14 protein-coding genes and 1 tRNA gene are annotated in these 15,110 nt (G+C 63.8%); 7 read left to right on the top strand and 8 right to left on the bottom strand.

Features of this window, described 5'->3' with window-relative positions; translation table 11 throughout:
• Window positions 1-49: 49 nt before the first annotated feature.
• On the bottom strand, window positions 50-784 hold the full coding sequence (locus ASR47_RS11060; protein ID WP_065307829.1) for an HAD-IA family hydrolase: 735 nt from the start codon (window positions 782-784) through the stop codon (window positions 50-52).
• 42 nt (window positions 785-826) lie between these two features.
• On the opposite strand from ASR47_RS11060, the gene ASR47_RS11055 reads away from it, so the two are divergent.
• Complete coding sequence (locus tag ASR47_RS11055) at window positions 827-1,747, top strand: TraB/GumN family protein (RefSeq protein ID WP_065307828.1); 921 nt, start codon at window positions 827-829, stop codon at window positions 1,745-1,747.
• Between the two features lie 156 nt (window positions 1,748-1,903).
• Here ASR47_RS11055 and ASR47_RS11050 read toward each other — a convergent pair.
• A tRNA-Thr gene (locus tag ASR47_RS11050) sits at window positions 1,904-1,978 on the bottom strand.
• Between the two features lie 61 nt (window positions 1,979-2,039).
• Entirely contained in the window at window positions 2,040-2,933 is an 894-nt protein-coding gene (gene argB, locus ASR47_RS11045; protein WP_065307827.1) for an acetylglutamate kinase, read from the bottom strand.
• Between the two features lie 231 nt (window positions 2,934-3,164).
• On the opposite strand from argB, the gene ASR47_RS26465 reads away from it, so the two are divergent.
• The 3 genes from ASR47_RS26465 to ASR47_RS11030 all read left to right on the top strand — a co-directional run bounded on the left by ASR47_RS26465 (window position 3,165) and on the right by ASR47_RS11030 (window position 7,667).
• Complete coding sequence (locus ASR47_RS26465) at window positions 3,165-3,356, top strand: cysteine-rich CWC family protein (protein ID WP_082988869.1); 192 nt, start codon at window positions 3,165-3,167, stop codon at window positions 3,354-3,356.
• A 97-nt stretch (window positions 3,357-3,453) separates the two neighbouring features.
• Window positions 3,454-6,522: a response regulator gene (locus ASR47_RS11035; protein ID WP_065307825.1), complete on the top strand. Its 3,069-nt coding sequence runs from the start codon at window positions 3,454-3,456 to the stop codon at window positions 6,520-6,522.
• Window positions 6,519-7,667: a response regulator gene (locus ASR47_RS11030; RefSeq protein WP_065307824.1), complete on the top strand. Its 1,149-nt coding sequence runs from the start codon at window positions 6,519-6,521 to the stop codon at window positions 7,665-7,667. Before ASR47_RS11035 ends, ASR47_RS11030 begins: the two co-directional genes overlap by 4 nt.
• Here ASR47_RS11030 and ASR47_RS11025 read toward each other — a convergent pair.
• Together ASR47_RS11025 and ASR47_RS11020 are read right to left on the bottom strand one after the other, a co-directional pair.
• Complete coding sequence (locus ASR47_RS11025; protein WP_245714327.1) at window positions 7,651-8,943, bottom strand: extracellular catalytic domain type 1 short-chain-length polyhydroxyalkanoate depolymerase; 1,293 nt, start codon at window positions 8,941-8,943, stop codon at window positions 7,651-7,653. The genes ASR47_RS11030 and ASR47_RS11025 overlap by 17 nt on opposite strands.
• A 57-nt stretch (window positions 8,944-9,000) precedes the next feature.
• A complete protein-coding gene (locus ASR47_RS11020) occupies window positions 9,001-9,414 on the bottom strand; it encodes a CopG family transcriptional regulator (protein ID WP_065307823.1) in 414 nt (137 codons plus the stop codon).
• Window positions 9,415-9,648: 234 nt separating this feature from the next.
• On the opposite strand from ASR47_RS11020, the gene ASR47_RS11015 reads away from it, so the two are divergent.
• The 3 genes from ASR47_RS11015 to ASR47_RS11005 all read left to right on the top strand — a co-directional run bounded on the left by ASR47_RS11015 (window position 9,649) and on the right by ASR47_RS11005 (window position 11,865).
• A complete protein-coding gene (locus ASR47_RS11015) occupies window positions 9,649-9,888 on the top strand; it encodes a DUF1289 domain-containing protein (RefSeq protein WP_425402729.1) in 240 nt (79 codons plus the stop codon).
• A 7-nt stretch (window positions 9,889-9,895) separates the two neighbouring features.
• Entirely contained in the window at window positions 9,896-10,807 is a 912-nt protein-coding gene (locus ASR47_RS11010; RefSeq protein WP_065307822.1) for an MBL fold metallo-hydrolase, read from the top strand.
• Between the two features lie 104 nt (window positions 10,808-10,911).
• Window positions 10,912-11,865, top strand: a complete 954-nt coding sequence (locus ASR47_RS11005) for an NAD(P)H-dependent flavin oxidoreductase (RefSeq protein WP_065307821.1) — start codon at window positions 10,912-10,914, stop codon at window positions 11,863-11,865.
• 266 nt (window positions 11,866-12,131) lie between these two features.
• Here ASR47_RS11005 and ASR47_RS11000 read toward each other — a convergent pair whose 3' ends face one another.
• The 3 genes from ASR47_RS11000 to ASR47_RS10990 all read right to left on the bottom strand — a co-directional run bounded on the left by ASR47_RS11000 (window position 12,132) and on the right by ASR47_RS10990 (window position 14,980).
• Entirely contained in the window at window positions 12,132-12,713 is a 582-nt protein-coding gene (locus tag ASR47_RS11000; RefSeq protein WP_065307820.1) for a hypoxanthine-guanine phosphoribosyltransferase, read from the bottom strand.
• A 71-nt stretch (window positions 12,714-12,784) separates the two neighbouring features.
• Entirely contained in the window at window positions 12,785-14,041 is a 1,257-nt protein-coding gene (locus tag ASR47_RS10995) for a phenylacetate--CoA ligase family protein (protein ID WP_065307819.1), read from the bottom strand.
• Between the two features lie 102 nt (window positions 14,042-14,143).
• On the bottom strand, window positions 14,144-14,980 hold the full coding sequence (locus ASR47_RS10990) for an ABC transporter ATP-binding protein (RefSeq protein WP_065307818.1): 837 nt from the start codon (window positions 14,978-14,980) through the stop codon (window positions 14,144-14,146).
• Window positions 14,981-15,110 lie beyond the last annotated feature (130 nt).

Below are 15,110 nucleotides of genomic sequence, written 5' to 3'. Positions count from 1 at the left end.
GCTAGCGGCCCGCTGTCCGGGATCAACCGGAGGGCGGAGAAGGTCCCCTTCAGCGCAGGCGATGAAGGCGGCGTGCCAAATGCCGGACAGATTTTACTTTGACATCGACGTAAGCGGGGCGATTTAACGCTTTGGGCAGCCGCGCCGCGCCGATCGGATCGGCCATTTTCAGGTATTGCGTGACCCACGCCGTACGCAAACCGATCTTTTTGGCGCCCTTCAGATTGGCCAGCGTATCTTCAACCAAAATACAACGGCCAGGCTGGATGTGGTGCTTGCGCATCAGTTTGCGCAGCATCAGGGTCGACGGTTTCGGCCGCAACTGGCGGTGCACCTGCATCGCTTCGATCGCCACGTGATGGGTAAAATGCCGGCGCAGCCGCAAATGGCGCATCACGTCGCTCGAATAGCGCAGCGGCGCATTGGTCAGCAGGATCTTGCGCCCCGGCAGGCGGCGCAGCAGGGCGCCCAGGCCGCGCTCGGCGCGTATCATCGACGGCAGGTCGGCAAAGGCATGCGTCTCGCTGAGAAAATGCGCGGCCCGCACCTGGTGGTGCTTGACCATGCCCAGCAAGGTGGCGCCATAGCGGCGCCAGTAGGCCGCGCGCGCCGCATTGACGATGGCGTCGTCGGCCGGCGTCACGCCATCGCCGAGCACCCGCGCGAGATAGGTGTTCATATTGGCGGTAATGAGCGGGAAGATGGCGTGCGAGGCGTTGTGCAGGGTGTTGTCGAGGTCGAACAGCCAGACCGGCGAGGAGCGATTAAGATGGAGCGCGGGCACGAGAGTGTTTACCAATATGTGAAATTAACGATCAGGAAAACCATGCGACGCCAGATTATAGTGATGTTCTGCGGATTATTCTTGCTGCCCCTGCCGGCGGCCTTTGCCGAAGCACCGCCAGCGGCCGTCCACCGCGGCGCGCTGTTCAAGGTGCAGGACAGCATGGGAGACAATCACCATACCCTGTATTTGTTCGGCACCATCCACGTCGGCGCGGCCGATTTTTATCCATTGGAGCCCACCGTCACGCGCGCGCTGCAGGACGCCGGCGCGCTGGCGCTGGAAATCGACCCCACCGGCGACCCGCGCGTGGCCGCCAGCGCCGTGCTCAAATACGGCATGGACGCGCCTGGCGGCAAGGCGCCTGCCGACTGCCGCCAGGCGCTGGCGCCGCGCGTCGCGCCGCTGTTGCAAAAATATGGCATTGCCGCCGAGGCGGCGACGCCGATGAAGCCGTGGATGCTGGCCAGCGTCTTGGCCATCAGCGAATTTTCCACTCTCGGCTACCGCGCCGACCTGGCCGTCGACAGTTATCTGGCGCAGCAGGCCAGGCAGCGCGGCATCCCGGTGCTGGAACTCGAATCGATGGAAAGCCAGCTGGCGCTGTTCGCCGGCATGGCGCCCGCCGACCAGTGCCGCTTCCTCGAAGACAGCCTCGCGTCCATCGAAGACAAGGACCAGAAAGAAGAAGCGCGCGAAATCGCCAACGCCTGGCGCACGGCCGACGCCGCCGCCTTCGAGCGCCTGGCCGCCAAAGCCGCCACCGACCCCTCCTTCGCCGCCCGCTTCGTGCAAAAAGTGCTGCTCGACGGCCGCAACCCGAAACTCGCCGACGGCATCGCCAGCCTGCTCAAACGCGAAAAATCCAGCGTGGCCGCCATCGGCGTACTGCACCTGGTCGGCCAGCAAAGCGTCCCCGACCTCCTGCGCAAGAAGGGCCTGAAGGTAGAGCGGGTGTACTAGAGTTTGAATTGAAGACAGTAGCTTAGCCGCACAACCGTACGCGGCTAAGTAGATGAAAAGTGTTCAGGGCAAGGCGCCTTGACGAAGACAGTACGAATGTACGGCGAGGAAAGGCAACGCCGCCATGGACATTTTTCAGATACGGATCGAAGCTGATGGTGCCCTTGACGTGGATCGAACACGTGGCCTCTCCCTTACCAAGGGAGTGCTCTACCACTGAGCTACAAGGGCAAATTGAAAGCGGCGCCAGGTGAGTGCGCCGCCGTACTGCTCGCGATGGGCTGCGAATTGTTTAGTGCGAACGGATCATAGTACCAAAAGCCTGCTCGGTCAACACTTCCAGCAACAAAGAGTGCTCGATACGGCCATCGATGATGTGCACGGTGTTCACGCCGGACTTGGCGGCGTCCAGTGCGGACGAGATTTTTGGCAGCATGCCGCCCGAAATCGTGCCGTCGGCGAACATCTCGTCGATCTCGCGCGCCGACAGGTCGGTCACCAGGTTGCCCTGCTTGTCCTGCACGCCGGCGATATTGGTCATCATGATCAGCTTTTCCGCTTTCAGGATTTCCGCGATCTTGCCGGCTACCACATCGGCGTTGATGTTGTAGGCCTGGCCGTCCTGGCCGAAACCGATAGGCGAAATGATGGGAATGAAGGCGTCGTCCTGCAGCGCCTTGACGACAGCCGGATTGATGGCGTCGATCTCGCCGACAAAACCGATGTCGAGAAATTCGCCCGGTTTTTCGCGGTCCGGCATCTGCATGCGGCGCGCGCGGATCAAGCCGCCGTCCTTGCCGGTCAGGCCGACAGCCTGGCCGCCGTAATGGTTGATCAGCATGACGATATCTTGCTGCACTTCGCCGCCCAGCACCCACTCCACCACTTCCATGGTTTCTTCGTCGGTGATGCGCATGCCCTGCACGAAAGTGCCTTGCTTGCCGATTTTTTTCAGCGCATTGTCGATCTGCGGTCCGCCGCCGTGCACCACCACCGGGTTCATGCCGACCAGCTTGAGCAGGATGACGTCGCGCGCGAAGCCGTGCTTGAGGCGCTCGTCGGTCATGGCGTTGCCACCGTATTTGATGACGATGGTCTTGCCGTGGAAATTGCGGATGTAGGGCAGGGCCTCGGCCAGAATCTGCGCCTTGATTTGCGGCGATACCGCCGTCAAGTCGTCATTCATGTCCAGGTTCAATTTAGCGAGTTGATTCATGGCGAGTCCGGAAAATAGATAGGGGGGATTTTACAGGGAAGACGAAAATCCTGGAGGCATTATAGGACGATCTTGTTGTATTTTCCCTGACGATCCTATAGTCTGGCCCGATATGCGCCTCAACCAGCCTTTTTACCGCCAGTTACACCTGCGTCGCGCCTGCCTGGCGTGTGTCACACAGTTGGTAGTTAATTACTATTCATGAGTCTTTGCACGCGTTGCGGCGCCACTTTCACCTGCGGCCAGGCCGATCCATCGGCCAGCGGAGCATGCTGGTGTGCGGCCTTGCCACCTGCCGTGCCCGTGCCGCTGCCCGGTGGCACGGCCACCGGCTGCTGGTGCCCGGACTGCCTGCGCGCGCATATCGCCAGCCTGCCGCTGCCAGCGAAATAAGCGCCGCCACTGTCCGTTTCCTTTGCATTTGAGCTTGCCATGGCCATGGCAAGCGCCCCAGACTGGCGGCTTTGAGAGTTTCTACTAGGAAATAGTCATGCGTTTCAGGGATATCCGCATCGGCGTGCGCATCAATGCGGGCTACGCCATTCTGATCGTGCTGATGCTGGTGGTGATCGTGCTGTCGGGCAGCCGCATCTACGCCATCAGTGCCGAGACCGACGATATCCTGCAGCGCGACTGGGTCGCCGCCAAGGCCACCAGCAAGATCCACGCGATGGCGCGCGAGGCGGCCACGCGCATCGTCAGCCTGCCGCTTTCGCAAAGCACAGTGCTGCGCCAGGAAAACCAGGCCCGCCTGGAAGCGATCAAGGAGGGCATCGACGGCCAGATGCGCATTCTTGAAAGCCTCGACGCTCGCCCTGAAGAACGCCAGTTGCTGGCGCAGATCCGCCGCGCGCGCGCCGACTATTTTTTAGCGCTCGAGCAGATCCTTGCGCAGGTGGCCAGTGGCGAGCATGCGGGCGCCGAAAAGACCTTGCATGCGCGCGCCCTGCCGGTGTTGGAGCAGGTGCTGCTATACGTGGGCCAGCTCGACGGCCTGCAGCAGCGGCAGATCGTCGACAGCGCGGCGCGCATCCGCAGCGATATCGATACCTCTTTGCTGCTGATGGGCGGCATCGGCCTGGCCGCGCTGCTGGTGGGCCTGGCGTTTGCGTGGTCGGCGCGCTCGATCACGCGCCCGCTGGGCCAGGCGGTGGCGATCGCCACGCGCGTGGCCAATGGCGACCTCAGTTCCGTGATCGACGTCGATTCGCGCGACGAGACGGGCGAATTGATGCAGGCGCTGAAAAACATGAGCATCAGCCTGGCGCTGGAGCAGGACCTGCGCCATGCGGTCGAGGTGGCCGAAGACGCCACCAAGATGAAGTCCGATTTCCTGGCCAATATGTCGCATGAAATCCGCACGCCGATGAACGGCATTATCGGCATGACCCACCTGGCACTGCAGACGGACCTCACGCCGACCCAGCGCAACTATCTCGACAAGGTCGAATCGGCGTCGAAAAACCTGCTCGCCATCATTGACGACATCCTCGATTTTTCCAAGATCGAGGCCGGCAAGATGACGTTTGAAAAAGTCGATTTCTACCTTGAAGACGTGCTGGCGCAGATCGCCGACCTGTCCGTGATGCGGGCCCAGGACAAGGGCCTGGAACTGCTGTTCGACGTCGCCGCCGACGTGCCCAATGCGCTGCAGGGCGACCCGCTGCGCCTGGGCCAGGTGCTGATCAATCTCACCAACAACGCCATCAAATTTACCGACCAGGGCGAGATCGTCGTCACCATCCGCCTGCAGCAGCAGGATGACCATGCGGCCGTGCTGCGCGTCGATGTGCGCGATACCGGCATCGGCCTGACACCCCAGCAGCGCAGCAAACTGTTCCAGGCCTTTACGCAGGCCGATACCTCGACCACGCGCCACCATGGCGGCACGGGCCTGGGACTGACCATCAGCAAGCGCCTGGTGGAGATGATGGACGGCGAAATTGGCCTCGACAGCGTGGCCGGCGTGGGCAGCACTTTTTATTTCACGGCGCGCTTCGGCCTGGCCGCCGTGCGCCGCGACCAGCTGGCGCACTTGCAGCCGCTGCCGCAATTTGCCGGCCTGCGGGTGCTGGTGGTCGACGACAACGCCAGCGCGCGCGAGATCTTTGTCGGCATGCTGGCCAGCCTCGGTTTCGAGGCGCGCGCGGTGCACGGCGGCGCGCCGGCGATCGCCGCCGTGGCGCAGGCGCGCGGCGAAGGCCGTCCGTTTGGCCTGGTGCTGATGGACTGGAAGATGCCGGACATGAACGGCCTTGACGCGCTCGACGCCATCCGCGCCGAGGCGGCCGGGATCGACGCCACGCCGGCCTGCATCATGGTCACGGCCTACCACCGCGAAGCGCTGCTGGAGGCGGCGCGCCGGCGCGAGCTGCCCCTCGATGGCGTGTTGAACAAGCCGGTCAGCGCGTCGAGCCTGCTCGACCAGATCGCCTTTGTGTTTGGCGGCGCCACCGGGCAAAGCCGCAAGACGCAGCGCCAGAGCAGCTACAAGGAAGACGAGCGCGCCCTGCGCGGCGCCTGGCTGCTGCTGGTGGAAGACAACGAAGTGAACCAGGAAGTGGCACAGCACATACTCGGCGACGCCGGCATCCGCGTCGACATCGCCGGCAATGGCGCCATCGCGCTGGCGAAAATCGCCGAGAACCAGTACGACGGCGTGCTGATGGACTGCCAGATGCCGGTCATGGACGGCTACCAGGCCACGCGCAAGCTGCGTCAGGATCCCCGCTATTCCAGCTTGCCGGTGATCGCCATGACGGCCAACGCCATGGTCGGCGACCGGGAAAAATGCCTGGACGCCGGCATGAACGACTTTATCGCCAAGCCGATCGACGTGGCGCAGCTGTTCGGCACCCTGGCGCGCTGGGTGGCCCCGAGCGCGCCGCAGGCCGCGGCCGTGGCGCAGGCGCAACCGCAGCTCGACGAGGCCTTGCCGGCGGTACCGGGCCTGAAGATGGCCGAGGCCTTGCGCCGTGTGGGCGGCAATGCCGGTTTGATGCGAAAATTGCTCGACCGTTTCGTGGAAACCCAGTTCGACGCCATGCTGCGCATCGCCGTCGCGATCGAGAACAACCAGCTGGAAAAGGCGATCCGCGAAGCCCATACCCTGAAGGGACTGGCCGGCAATATCGGCGCCGGCGGCCTGGCCGACAGCGCGGCGCGGGTCGAGCATTTGCTCAGCCTTGGCTCGCACGACGGCTTGCCGCAGGCGCTCGAAGCCTGCACGCAGGCGCTCGACGAACTGGTGCCGAAGATCGCGCAGGCGCTGCAGGGACGCGTCACGCCGGCGCCAGGCCTGGCGGTGGCGGTGGACCGCGCGCAGCTGGAGTCGCGCCTGCGCGAGCTGTCGCAGCTGCTGCTGCAGGACGATGCGCAGGCCGTGAAACATCTCGACGGCATCGCCCCCATGCTGGTGGCGGCCGGCCAGGCCGAACATGCGCGCCAGCTGAAACGCATGCTGGGCCAATACGATTTTGAAGGTGCGCTGGCGCAGCTGGGCGAGGTGGCCGCCGCGCTGGACATGACACTGCCTTCGCTGCAGACAGGACAAGCATGAAAGCACTGAACAGCAAGCCGACCATCCTGGTGGTGGACGACACCCCCGACAATATCGACCTGCTGCGCGCGGTGCTCGAAGACGACTACCGCACCAAGATCGCCGTCAATGGCGAGCGCGCGCTGAAGATCGCCGCCGGCAGCGACCAGCCCGATTTGATCCTGCTCGACATCATGATGCCGGGCATGAGCGGCTACGACGTGTGCCGCGCGCTGAAGGCCGATCCGGCCACCGTCAATATCCCGGTCATTTTTGTCACCGCCATGAGCGAGGTGGCCGACGAGCAGCTGGGCCTGGCCCTGGGCGCGGTCGACTACATCACCAAGCCGATTTCGGCGCCGCTGGTGCTGGCGCGCATCAAGACCCAGCTGGGGATGAAGCACATGCAGGATTTTTTGCGCGACCAGAACCATTACCTGGAAAGCGAAGTGGAACGCCGGGTGCGCGAAGTGGCGGCGCTGCAGGACGTCACCATCCACGCCATGGCCTCGCTGGCCGAAACGCGCGACAGCGAAACGGGCAACCATATCCGCCGCACCTCGCATTACCTCAGGGCGCTGGCCGAACAGGTACGCCATTTGCCGCGCTTCCGCGAGTTTTTGACCGACAAGACCATCGAACTGCTGTTCAAGACGGCGCCGCTGCACGATATCGGCAAGGTCGGCATTCCCGACCATATCCTGCTCAAACCGGGCCGCTTCGAGCCGCATGAAATGGCCATCATGCAAACCCATACCACCCTGGGGCGCGACGCCATCCTGGCCGCCGAGCGCGAGCTGGGCATCGAGGTCGATTTTTTGAAGCATGCCAAGGAGATCGCCTACAGCCACCATGAAAAATGGGACGGCAGCGGTTATCCACAGGGCCTGGCCGGCGAACAGATTCCCATTTCTGCGCGCCTGATGGCGCTGGCCGACGTCTACGACGCCCTGATCAGCTGCCGCATCTACAAGGACGGCATGCGCCATGAAGAGGCGGTAAAAATCATTCTTGATGGGCGCGGCACGCATTTTGACGCCGACATCGTCGACGCCTTTCTGCAGATCCAGGATCAGTTCCAGGCCATCGCCAGCCGCTACGCCGACGGCGTGCGCGAACTGGCGGACAAGCAGCGCCAGGTGGCGGCGTTCAGCCCAGGGTCGTAAAGAAGCGCATCATTTCGCGGCTGGCGTCCGGTCCCTTGCCGTCGGTATAGCTGCCGCTGTCGCTGCCGCCGGACCAGGCGTGGCCGGCGCCATGGATCACCCAGTATTCGCCCAGCGGCGAGCCGTCCGCCTGGCTGTGGGTGGTGCGCGTGTAGCTGTGGCCATTGGGCACGGCGCCGCCGATCGAGTCGCTGGTGGCGTCCTGGCCGCGTACCGCTTGCGCAATGACTTCTTCGCCATTGCGCAGGTTGACGGTGGTGTCGCGGTCGCCGTGGAAGACGATGATGGGCACGCCGCCTTCGGGCGCCTGGCGTTTGGACATGGCGCCGCCTTTCATGGCCGACAGCGCCGACGGCAGGTCCTGCGCCGAGGCGAAGGGCAGGCCGGAATGGACGCCCACGCCGGCAAACAGTTCCGGATACAGGGTGCCGACGATGACGGCCATGGCGCCGCCCGCCGACAGGCCGGCGACAAACACTTCGCGTTCATTGACCGGGTATTGTTCGATGATCTGCTGGGCGATGCCGGCGATCAGCGAAGGCTCGCCCTGGCCGCGCTGCTGGTCGATCGCATTGAACCAGTTCCAGCAGCGCGAGCTGTTGGCGCCCTGGGTTTGCGCCGGGTAGACCACAAAGCACTGCTTTTCCTCGGCCACCGCATTCATCTGCGTGCCGGCGGCGAAGTCGTCGGGGTTTTGCGTACAGCCGTGCAGCATCACGATCAGCGGCATGGCCTGGCCGTGGTAGCTGCTGGGGATATACAGCTTGTAAGCGCGCGTGCCGGCATGGTTGGCGTAGCTGCCGTCGATGAACTGCGCGCCTTCGGGCAGCGGCGCGCGCGTTGCCGCCGGGCCGCCAAAGCCGGGGATGCCCGACGGCTGGAAGTTCGGCATCTCGAAGCTGGGCATGTCGAAGCTGTGCTGGCCCAGGCCGGCCGGCACGCCCAGGCGCGCCATGAAGTCCTGGGCGAAGTCCTGGGCCGCCTGCACGGGCGAGGGCGGCACCGGCGCCGCTTGCGCCTGGGGCGCCTCGGGCTGGGGTTGGGCCGCCTTGGCCTGGGCCTGACTGTTTGCCGGCGGCGGATTGATATCCTGCATCGGCCGCTGTTGCGGCGTGGTCGTGGTTTGCGGCGCGGGCGTGGCCGTACCGGCCGACGGCATCAGGCCGGCGGCCGACAGCGCGTTCTGGATCGCTTCGGTGGCGGCGTGCGGGCCGCTGCCCATCAATTTACTGGTCGCGGCGCGCATCTGCGCCATCATGTCGTGCGGTAGTTTCATGGCAGTCCTTAACTGTTGCATGCGCAACTGGTCCGGCAGCTTGCCGCAACCGTCGCGCTAGTGAATTCGCCCTGCGAGCGCCGTCTTGACGACGGTGCTGGCATGCAGGGCACCTAATACAAAAATCGATTCGATGGTGGCCAGGGCCAGTTCCACCGAGACGTCGCTGCCGATGCTGGCCAGCCCCAGGACCTGGATCTGCAGGCGCTGGCCTGCCGCCTGGATCGCCTCGAGGTCGGCGCGCGAATAATGCTGCATGCCCAATACCAGGCTGCGCCGCGCCACCGTCTGCCTGACCACTTCGGCGTGCGTACCGAGCTGGTTGCGTATCGCCGTACGGATCAGATCCGTTCGGTTGGAATAAAATCCCTCCTGCACCAGTAAATCAATCTGGCCCAGGTCGATCAGGCCCAGATTGATGGTGATTTTTTCCGATTCCCCAATTTTGGGCTTGCTCTCTTGCGTGGCCATAGCGCTCCATAAACTCCATGTGGCATCCAATTGCCATCTGTATGGATGGTAGTATAGGCCTGAAATAATACCAGTCAAGTCTTTCCCGTCTGATTTTGGCACGGGTTCTTGTCCTACAGAATGTGAAATACGCGTAAAAAAGTGTGCACTCTTGCATATCCGGCAGTCTTTTCCGGCCACGCCGCCGTCGCCCGTTTCGCGGCATAATGCAGTTCCCGTACAAAGATGCCCTTCATGATGGTCGATACCGCGCCAGTTGTTCCCCCAGCCCTGTCCACGCCGGTCCCGGTCCCGGTGCCGTCGCCGTGCGTCAGCCTGTGCAAGATGCACCGCAACAGCGGCTTGTGCGAAGGCTGCCTGCGCACGCTCGACGAGATCATCGCCTGGAGCAAGGCCGATGACGACTTCAAGCGCGCCGTCTGGGCCCAGCTGCCAGGACGCGAGTCCCGGCTCGACGTCGAGCCCGATTACTGAGGCCGCCATGACGCTGCTGCCCGACTCCATCGAAGTATTCGAGCGCGGCTGGCTATCGTCGAACAATATCGTGCTGCACGGCCGCGACGAGGTGGCCATGATCGACAGCGGCTACGTCACGCACGCGCCGCAAACGCTGGCGCTGCTGCGCCACAGCCTGCAGGGCCGGCCCCTGGCCCGCCTGTTCAACACCCACCTGCATTCCGACCACTGTGGCGGCAACGCGCTGCTGCAGGCCGAATACGGCTGCCACACGGCGATACCGGCATCGGAAGCGGACAAGGTGCGCGCCTGGGATACCGAGGCCCTCAGCTTTCGGGCCACCGGCCAGCAGTGCCCGCGCTTTTCTTTCGACGCCACCGTCGCTCCCGGCGACAGCTTTATCCTGGCCGATATGATCTGGCAGGCGCTGGGCGCGCCGGGCCACGATCCCCATTCATTGATCTTTTACTGCGCCGCCGAAGGCATCCTGGTGTCGGCCGACGCGCTGTGGGAAAACGGCTTTGGCGTGATCTTTCCGGAACTCGAAGGCGCGTCGGGTTTCGCCGAAGCGCGCGCCACCCTGGAGCTGATCGCGGCGCTGGAGGTGGCGGTGGTGATCCCCGGCCACGGCAGGGTGTTTGGCGATGTGAAAGGGGCGCTGGCGCGGGCCTTTTCGCGCCTCGAGTACCTGTCGTCCGAGCCCGCGCGCAATGCGCAAAACGCGGTCAAGGTGCTGCTCAAGTTTCTGCTGCTCGAACGCCAGCGCATCGTGCTTGCCGACGTGCCCGTGCTGCTGGCCGATATGCCGCTGCTGCACCAGGCGAACCGGCGCTTTTTGCGCCAGGAGGTGCCGGCCCTGGCCGAGTGGGCGGTGGCGCAGCTGGTGCGCGCGGCGGCGGCAAGAATCGACGGCCCCTACCTGCTGAACCAGGGCTGAAAACGGCGGCACCAAAAATAGAGCACGATCGTACTTTTTTTAATCTATAATCGTCGTTCTGGTATTTAATCTGTTCGTCCGATCAACTTTTCAGCGAGTCCGCCATGGCATTGCCTGTAGCGTTGCAAAACCTGTCCCTTCCCGTTATCGCCTCGCCGATGTTTATCGCCAGCGGTCCGGCCCTCGTCGCGGCGCAGTGCAAGGCCGGCATCGTCGGCTCCTTCCCGGCCCTGAACGCGCGTCCGGCCGAGCTGCTCGATACCTGGCTGACCGAGCTGCAGGCCGAACTGGCCGCCTTCCAGGTGGCCAACCCTGACAAAAAAGTCGGGCCGATCGCCGTCAACCAGATCGTGCACCAGTCGAACGACCGCCTCGCGCATGACGTCGAAGTGTGCGTCAAGCATCGTGTGCCCATCATTATTTCGTCCTTGCGCGCGCCGCCGAAGGAAATGCTCGACGCCATCCACAGCTATGGCGGCATCGTGCTGCATGACGTGATCTCGATCCGCCATGCGAAAAAGGCGCTGGAAGCCGGCGTCGACGGCCTGATCCTGGTGGCCACCGGCGCCGGCGGCCATGCGGGCACCCTGTCGCCGTTCGCGCTGGTGGGCGAAGTGCGCAAATTCTTCGACGGCCCGCTGGCGCTGTCGGGCTCGATCGCCACCGGCGACGCCGTGCTGGCCGCGCAGGCCATGGGCGCCGACTTTGCGTATATCGGTTCGCGCTGGCTGGCGACGAAAGAATCGAACGTCAGCGACGGCTACCGCGACGCCATCGTCAATTCGAGCGCGGCCGACATCGTCTACACGAATCTGTTTACTGGCGTGCACGGCAACTACCTGAAAAAATCGATCGAAGCGGCCGGGCTGGACCCGGAAGCGCTGCCGGAAGCGGACAAGACGGCGATGAATTTCGGCTCTGGCAGCGCCAAGGCCTGGCGCGACATCTGGGGCGCCGGCCAGGGCGTGGGCCTGATGGACGATGTGCCGACGGTGGCCGAGATGGTGGCGCGCTTGACGGCCGAATATGAGTCGGCACGGGCGCGGTTGAAGCTGTAAAACCACAAGGCGTAACAACGGCGGGCCGGAGACGCGGGCCTGAGAAAATGCCGATGGCGGCGTTGCAGCTCCTTGCCGTACATGCGTACTGTCTGCGTCGCTGCGCCTTGCCCTCGACATTTTTCAGGCCTGCTTGGCCCGGTACGCCTGTGCGTGCGACCGCGATTTCAAAATTTTTTGCTGGTGTGCTTGTGGGGCAGGGACGCTCACGTGACGGCTCAGGATCAGAAGCGGTCGCCGAGACCCTTTTCACCCCGGCACCTCGGTTATTCCTGCTTCAGATCCTCGGGCTTGAGCGCCCACAGCCCAGGCAGGTTGCGCCAGTAGCCATACGCATCCATGCCGAAGCCGACCACGAAGCGGTTCGGGATCACCAGGCCGACGATATCGGCTTGCACCGGTTTTTTCTTGCCGATCGCCTTGTCGGCGAATACCGCCAGGATGACTTCGGCGGCGCCCATGTCGAGCAGGCGCTGCTTGACGTGGGCCAGCGTTTCGCCTTCGTCGAGGATATCGTCGAGCACGATCACCGTGCGGCCCGCCACGTTCGAGCGCGGGATGACTTTCCACACCACTTCGCCGCCCTTGTCGTCGTCGCCGTAGCGGCTCACATGAATGTAGTCGAACTCCAGCGGGAAGCTCAGCTGCGGCAGCAGGTTGCCGGTAAAGACCACGGCGCCGCCCATCACGCCCAGCACCAGCGGGAAGTCCTTGGCGCCTTCGGCGTTGTAGCGCGCGTTGAGCACATCGGCCATGCGCGTGATCGACGCCTGCACGGCGTCCTGGTCGAACAGCAGCTCCGCGTTCTTGAGCAGATCGCGGGCACGATTGTGATGAAATTCTTGCATGGACTCTTGCATGGCGATGAACAGGGCTGATGGTTAATGCCGATATTATCCCGCAATTTGGCCCATGCGTGCTAGGTGTAGTCGCGCACGTCGTCGATGATTTTCCCGTCCAGCGGCAGGCTGCCGCGCGCCACCAGCCGCACCTCGCCGCGCAGCTTGGTCAGTTCGCGGATGGTCGCGATAATCTCTTCCACTGCCGCGCCATCGTCGAGCCGCTCCACCTCGCAGTGCAAGGTCATCTCGTCGTTGGCCATGCGGCCCGACACCACCAGGCGCGCCTTGAGGATCTGCGGATGGCGGCGTGCGATCTCATGCACCTGCGACGGGTGCACGAACATGGCGCGCACCTTGGTGGTCTGGTCGGCGCGGCCCATCCAGCCGCGGATGCGCGTATTGGTGCGCCCGCAAGGCGAGGCCGGTGCGTCGACCAGCACCGCCGACAAGTCGCCGGTGGCAAAGCGGATCAGCGGATAGTCGGCATTGAAGACGGTGACCACCACTTCGCCCACTTCGCCTGGCGCCACCGGCGTGCCGCTGCCCGGATGGACGATTTCCAGCAGCACGTTTTCATCGACCACCATGCCGGCATTGAGCTTGCCGCCGCTAGCCGTTTCATAGGCGATGCTGCCGATATCGGCCGAGGCATAGGTCTGGAATACATGTGGCACGCCGTTGGCGGCGAACCAGCTGCGCAGGGATTCGGGCAGCGCTTCGGCGCCCATCAGGGCGTGTTTCACGCTGCTGATGTCGGCGCCCATTTCGCGCGCCTTTTCGATGATCAGCTTTAAGAACGACGGCGTGCCGACATAGGTGTCGGGTTTCAGGTCCGCCATCGCCTGCACCTGCATTTCCGTCTGACCGATGCCGGCCGGGATCACGGTGCAGCCGATGCGCGCGGCGCCGCCTTCGACCATGAAGGCGGCCGGCGTGAAGTGATACGAAAAACAGTTCTGCAGCAGGCCGCCGGCGCGCACGCCGGCCGCATACATGGGCCGCGCAAAGCGCCACCAATCCTGGCCGCGCCCTTCCGGATCGAAAATCGGGCCGGGCGAGACGAATACGCGCGACAGCGCATTTGCCGGCGTGGTGTTGAGGCCGCCAAACGGCGGCGCGCCGTGCTGCAATTGCTTCAGGTCGGACTTGCGCGTGACGGGCAGGCGCGCCAGCGCTTCGCGGCTGGTGATGCCGGCCGCGTCGACGCCGGCCAGGATGCGCCCCCAGCCAGGCGCTGCTTGCGCGCGTGCGATCAGCTGCGGCAGGCCCGCCATCAATTCGCTTTCGCGCGCCTCAACGGTGCGTGTTTCCAGACTGTCGAGCGTATCGTTCATGTCAGTCAATCTCCAGTATCAATGCGCAATATCAGTGCGTGTTTGTCCGCGCGCCCGGCTGTGCGTGACCGCCAGGCGCGTTGCAGATGAGGTGTTTGTCGATCAGGCCAGCCAGCGTTTCCTGCGGCGGTAGAATTTCATGTCGCGAAAGCTCTTGCGCCCGGCGCTCGACACGCCCAGGTAGAATTCCTTGACGTCTTCATTGCTGGCCAGGTCCTGCGCCTGGCCTTCCATCACCACGCGGCCGTTTTCCAGGATGTAGCCAAAGTCCGCATAGCGCAGCGCCACATTGGTGTTCTGCTCGGCCAGCAAAAACGACACGTTTTCCTTGTGGTTCAGGTCCTTGACGATGCCGAAGATCTCTTCGACGATCTGCGGCGCGATGCCCATCGACGGTTCGTCGAGCAGTATCATCGACGGCCTGGCCATCAGCGCGCGGCCGATCGCGCACATCTGCTGTTCGCCGCCCGAGGTGTAGCCGGCCTGGCTGCTGCGCCGCGTTTTCAGGCGCGGAAAATAGTGGTAGACCTTCTCCAGCGCGTCTTTCAGTTCGCCGCGCGAAATGCTGCGCGTGTAGGCGCCGGTCAGCAGGTTTTCCTCGATCGTCAGATGGCCGAAGCAGTGGCGTCCTTCCATCACCTGCGACAGGCCGCGCTTTACCAGTTCGTTCGGCGTCAGCTGGTCGACCCGCTCGCCCTTGAACTGCACTTCGCCCTTGGTGACGTCGCCGCGTTCGCCGCGCAGCAAGGTCGAGATGGTTTTCAGGGTGGTCGACTTGCCGGCGCCGTTGGCGCCCAGGAGCGCCACGATCTTGCCCTGCGGGACCTGCAGCGACACGCCTTTCAGGACCAGGATCACATGGTCGTAGATGACTTCGATATTATTGACCGACAAATAGGGCGGTGGTGCGTCCGGTGTTTGCGTGGCGGTGGATGTCATGGCTGCTTCGTTTTCATATGGTGTTGGTGCTGTCGGATTACGCCTTCGGCTAATCCGACCTACGGGATGCGGTGTCGGTCGGCGTATATCGGCATCGTTCGGCATATTCGGGCGCAGGTCGGATTAGCGC

It is taken from the genome of Janthinobacterium psychrotolerans (assembly GCF_001677885.1).
Classification (GTDB): Bacteria; Pseudomonadota; Gammaproteobacteria; order Burkholderiales; family Burkholderiaceae_D; genus Janthinobacterium; species Janthinobacterium psychrotolerans.
The sequence above is the reverse complement of the archived record's forward strand: the minus strand, read 5'-3'. Positions and strand labels throughout refer to the sequence as shown.

What these genes read in the sequence shown, in the direction of transcription:
- ASR47_RS11010 (WP_065307822.1), top strand. Translation starts at nt 9,896, where the DNA reads ATGACGCTGCTGCCCGACTCCATCGAAGTATTCGAGCGCGGCTGGCTA.
- ASR47_RS11015 (WP_425402729.1), top strand. Translation starts at nt 9,649, where the DNA reads ATGATGGTCGATACCGCGCCAGTTGTTCCCCCAGCCCTGTCCACGCCG.
- ASR47_RS10990 (WP_065307818.1), bottom strand. Translation starts at nt 14,980, where the DNA reads ATGACATCCACCGCCACGCAAACACCGGACGCACCACCGCCCTATTTG.
- ASR47_RS10995 (WP_065307819.1), bottom strand. Translation starts at nt 14,041, where the DNA reads ATGAACGATACGCTCGACAGTCTGGAAACACGCACCGTTGAGGCGCGC.
- argB (WP_065307827.1), bottom strand. Translation starts at nt 2,933, where the DNA reads ATGAATGACGACTTGACGGCGGTATCGCCGCAAATCAAGGCGCAGATT.
- ASR47_RS11035 (WP_065307825.1), top strand. Translation starts at nt 3,454, where the DNA reads ATGCGTTTCAGGGATATCCGCATCGGCGTGCGCATCAATGCGGGCTAC.
- ASR47_RS26465 (WP_082988869.1), top strand. Translation starts at nt 3,165, where the DNA reads ATGAGTCTTTGCACGCGTTGCGGCGCCACTTTCACCTGCGGCCAGGCC.
- ASR47_RS11005 (WP_065307821.1), top strand. Translation starts at nt 10,912, where the DNA reads ATGGCATTGCCTGTAGCGTTGCAAAACCTGTCCCTTCCCGTTATCGCC.
- ASR47_RS11025 (WP_245714327.1), bottom strand. Translation starts at nt 8,943, where the DNA reads ATGAAACTACCGCACGACATGATGGCGCAGATGCGCGCCGCGACCAGT.
- ASR47_RS11055 (WP_065307828.1), top strand. Translation starts at nt 827, where the DNA reads ATGCGACGCCAGATTATAGTGATGTTCTGCGGATTATTCTTGCTGCCC.
- ASR47_RS11030 (WP_065307824.1), top strand. Translation starts at nt 6,519, where the DNA reads ATGAAAGCACTGAACAGCAAGCCGACCATCCTGGTGGTGGACGACACC.
- ASR47_RS11020 (WP_065307823.1), bottom strand. Translation starts at nt 9,414, where the DNA reads ATGGCCACGCAAGAGAGCAAGCCCAAAATTGGGGAATCGGAAAAAATC.
- ASR47_RS11000 (WP_065307820.1), bottom strand. Translation starts at nt 12,713, where the DNA reads ATGCAAGAATTTCATCACAATCGTGCCCGCGATCTGCTCAAGAACGCG.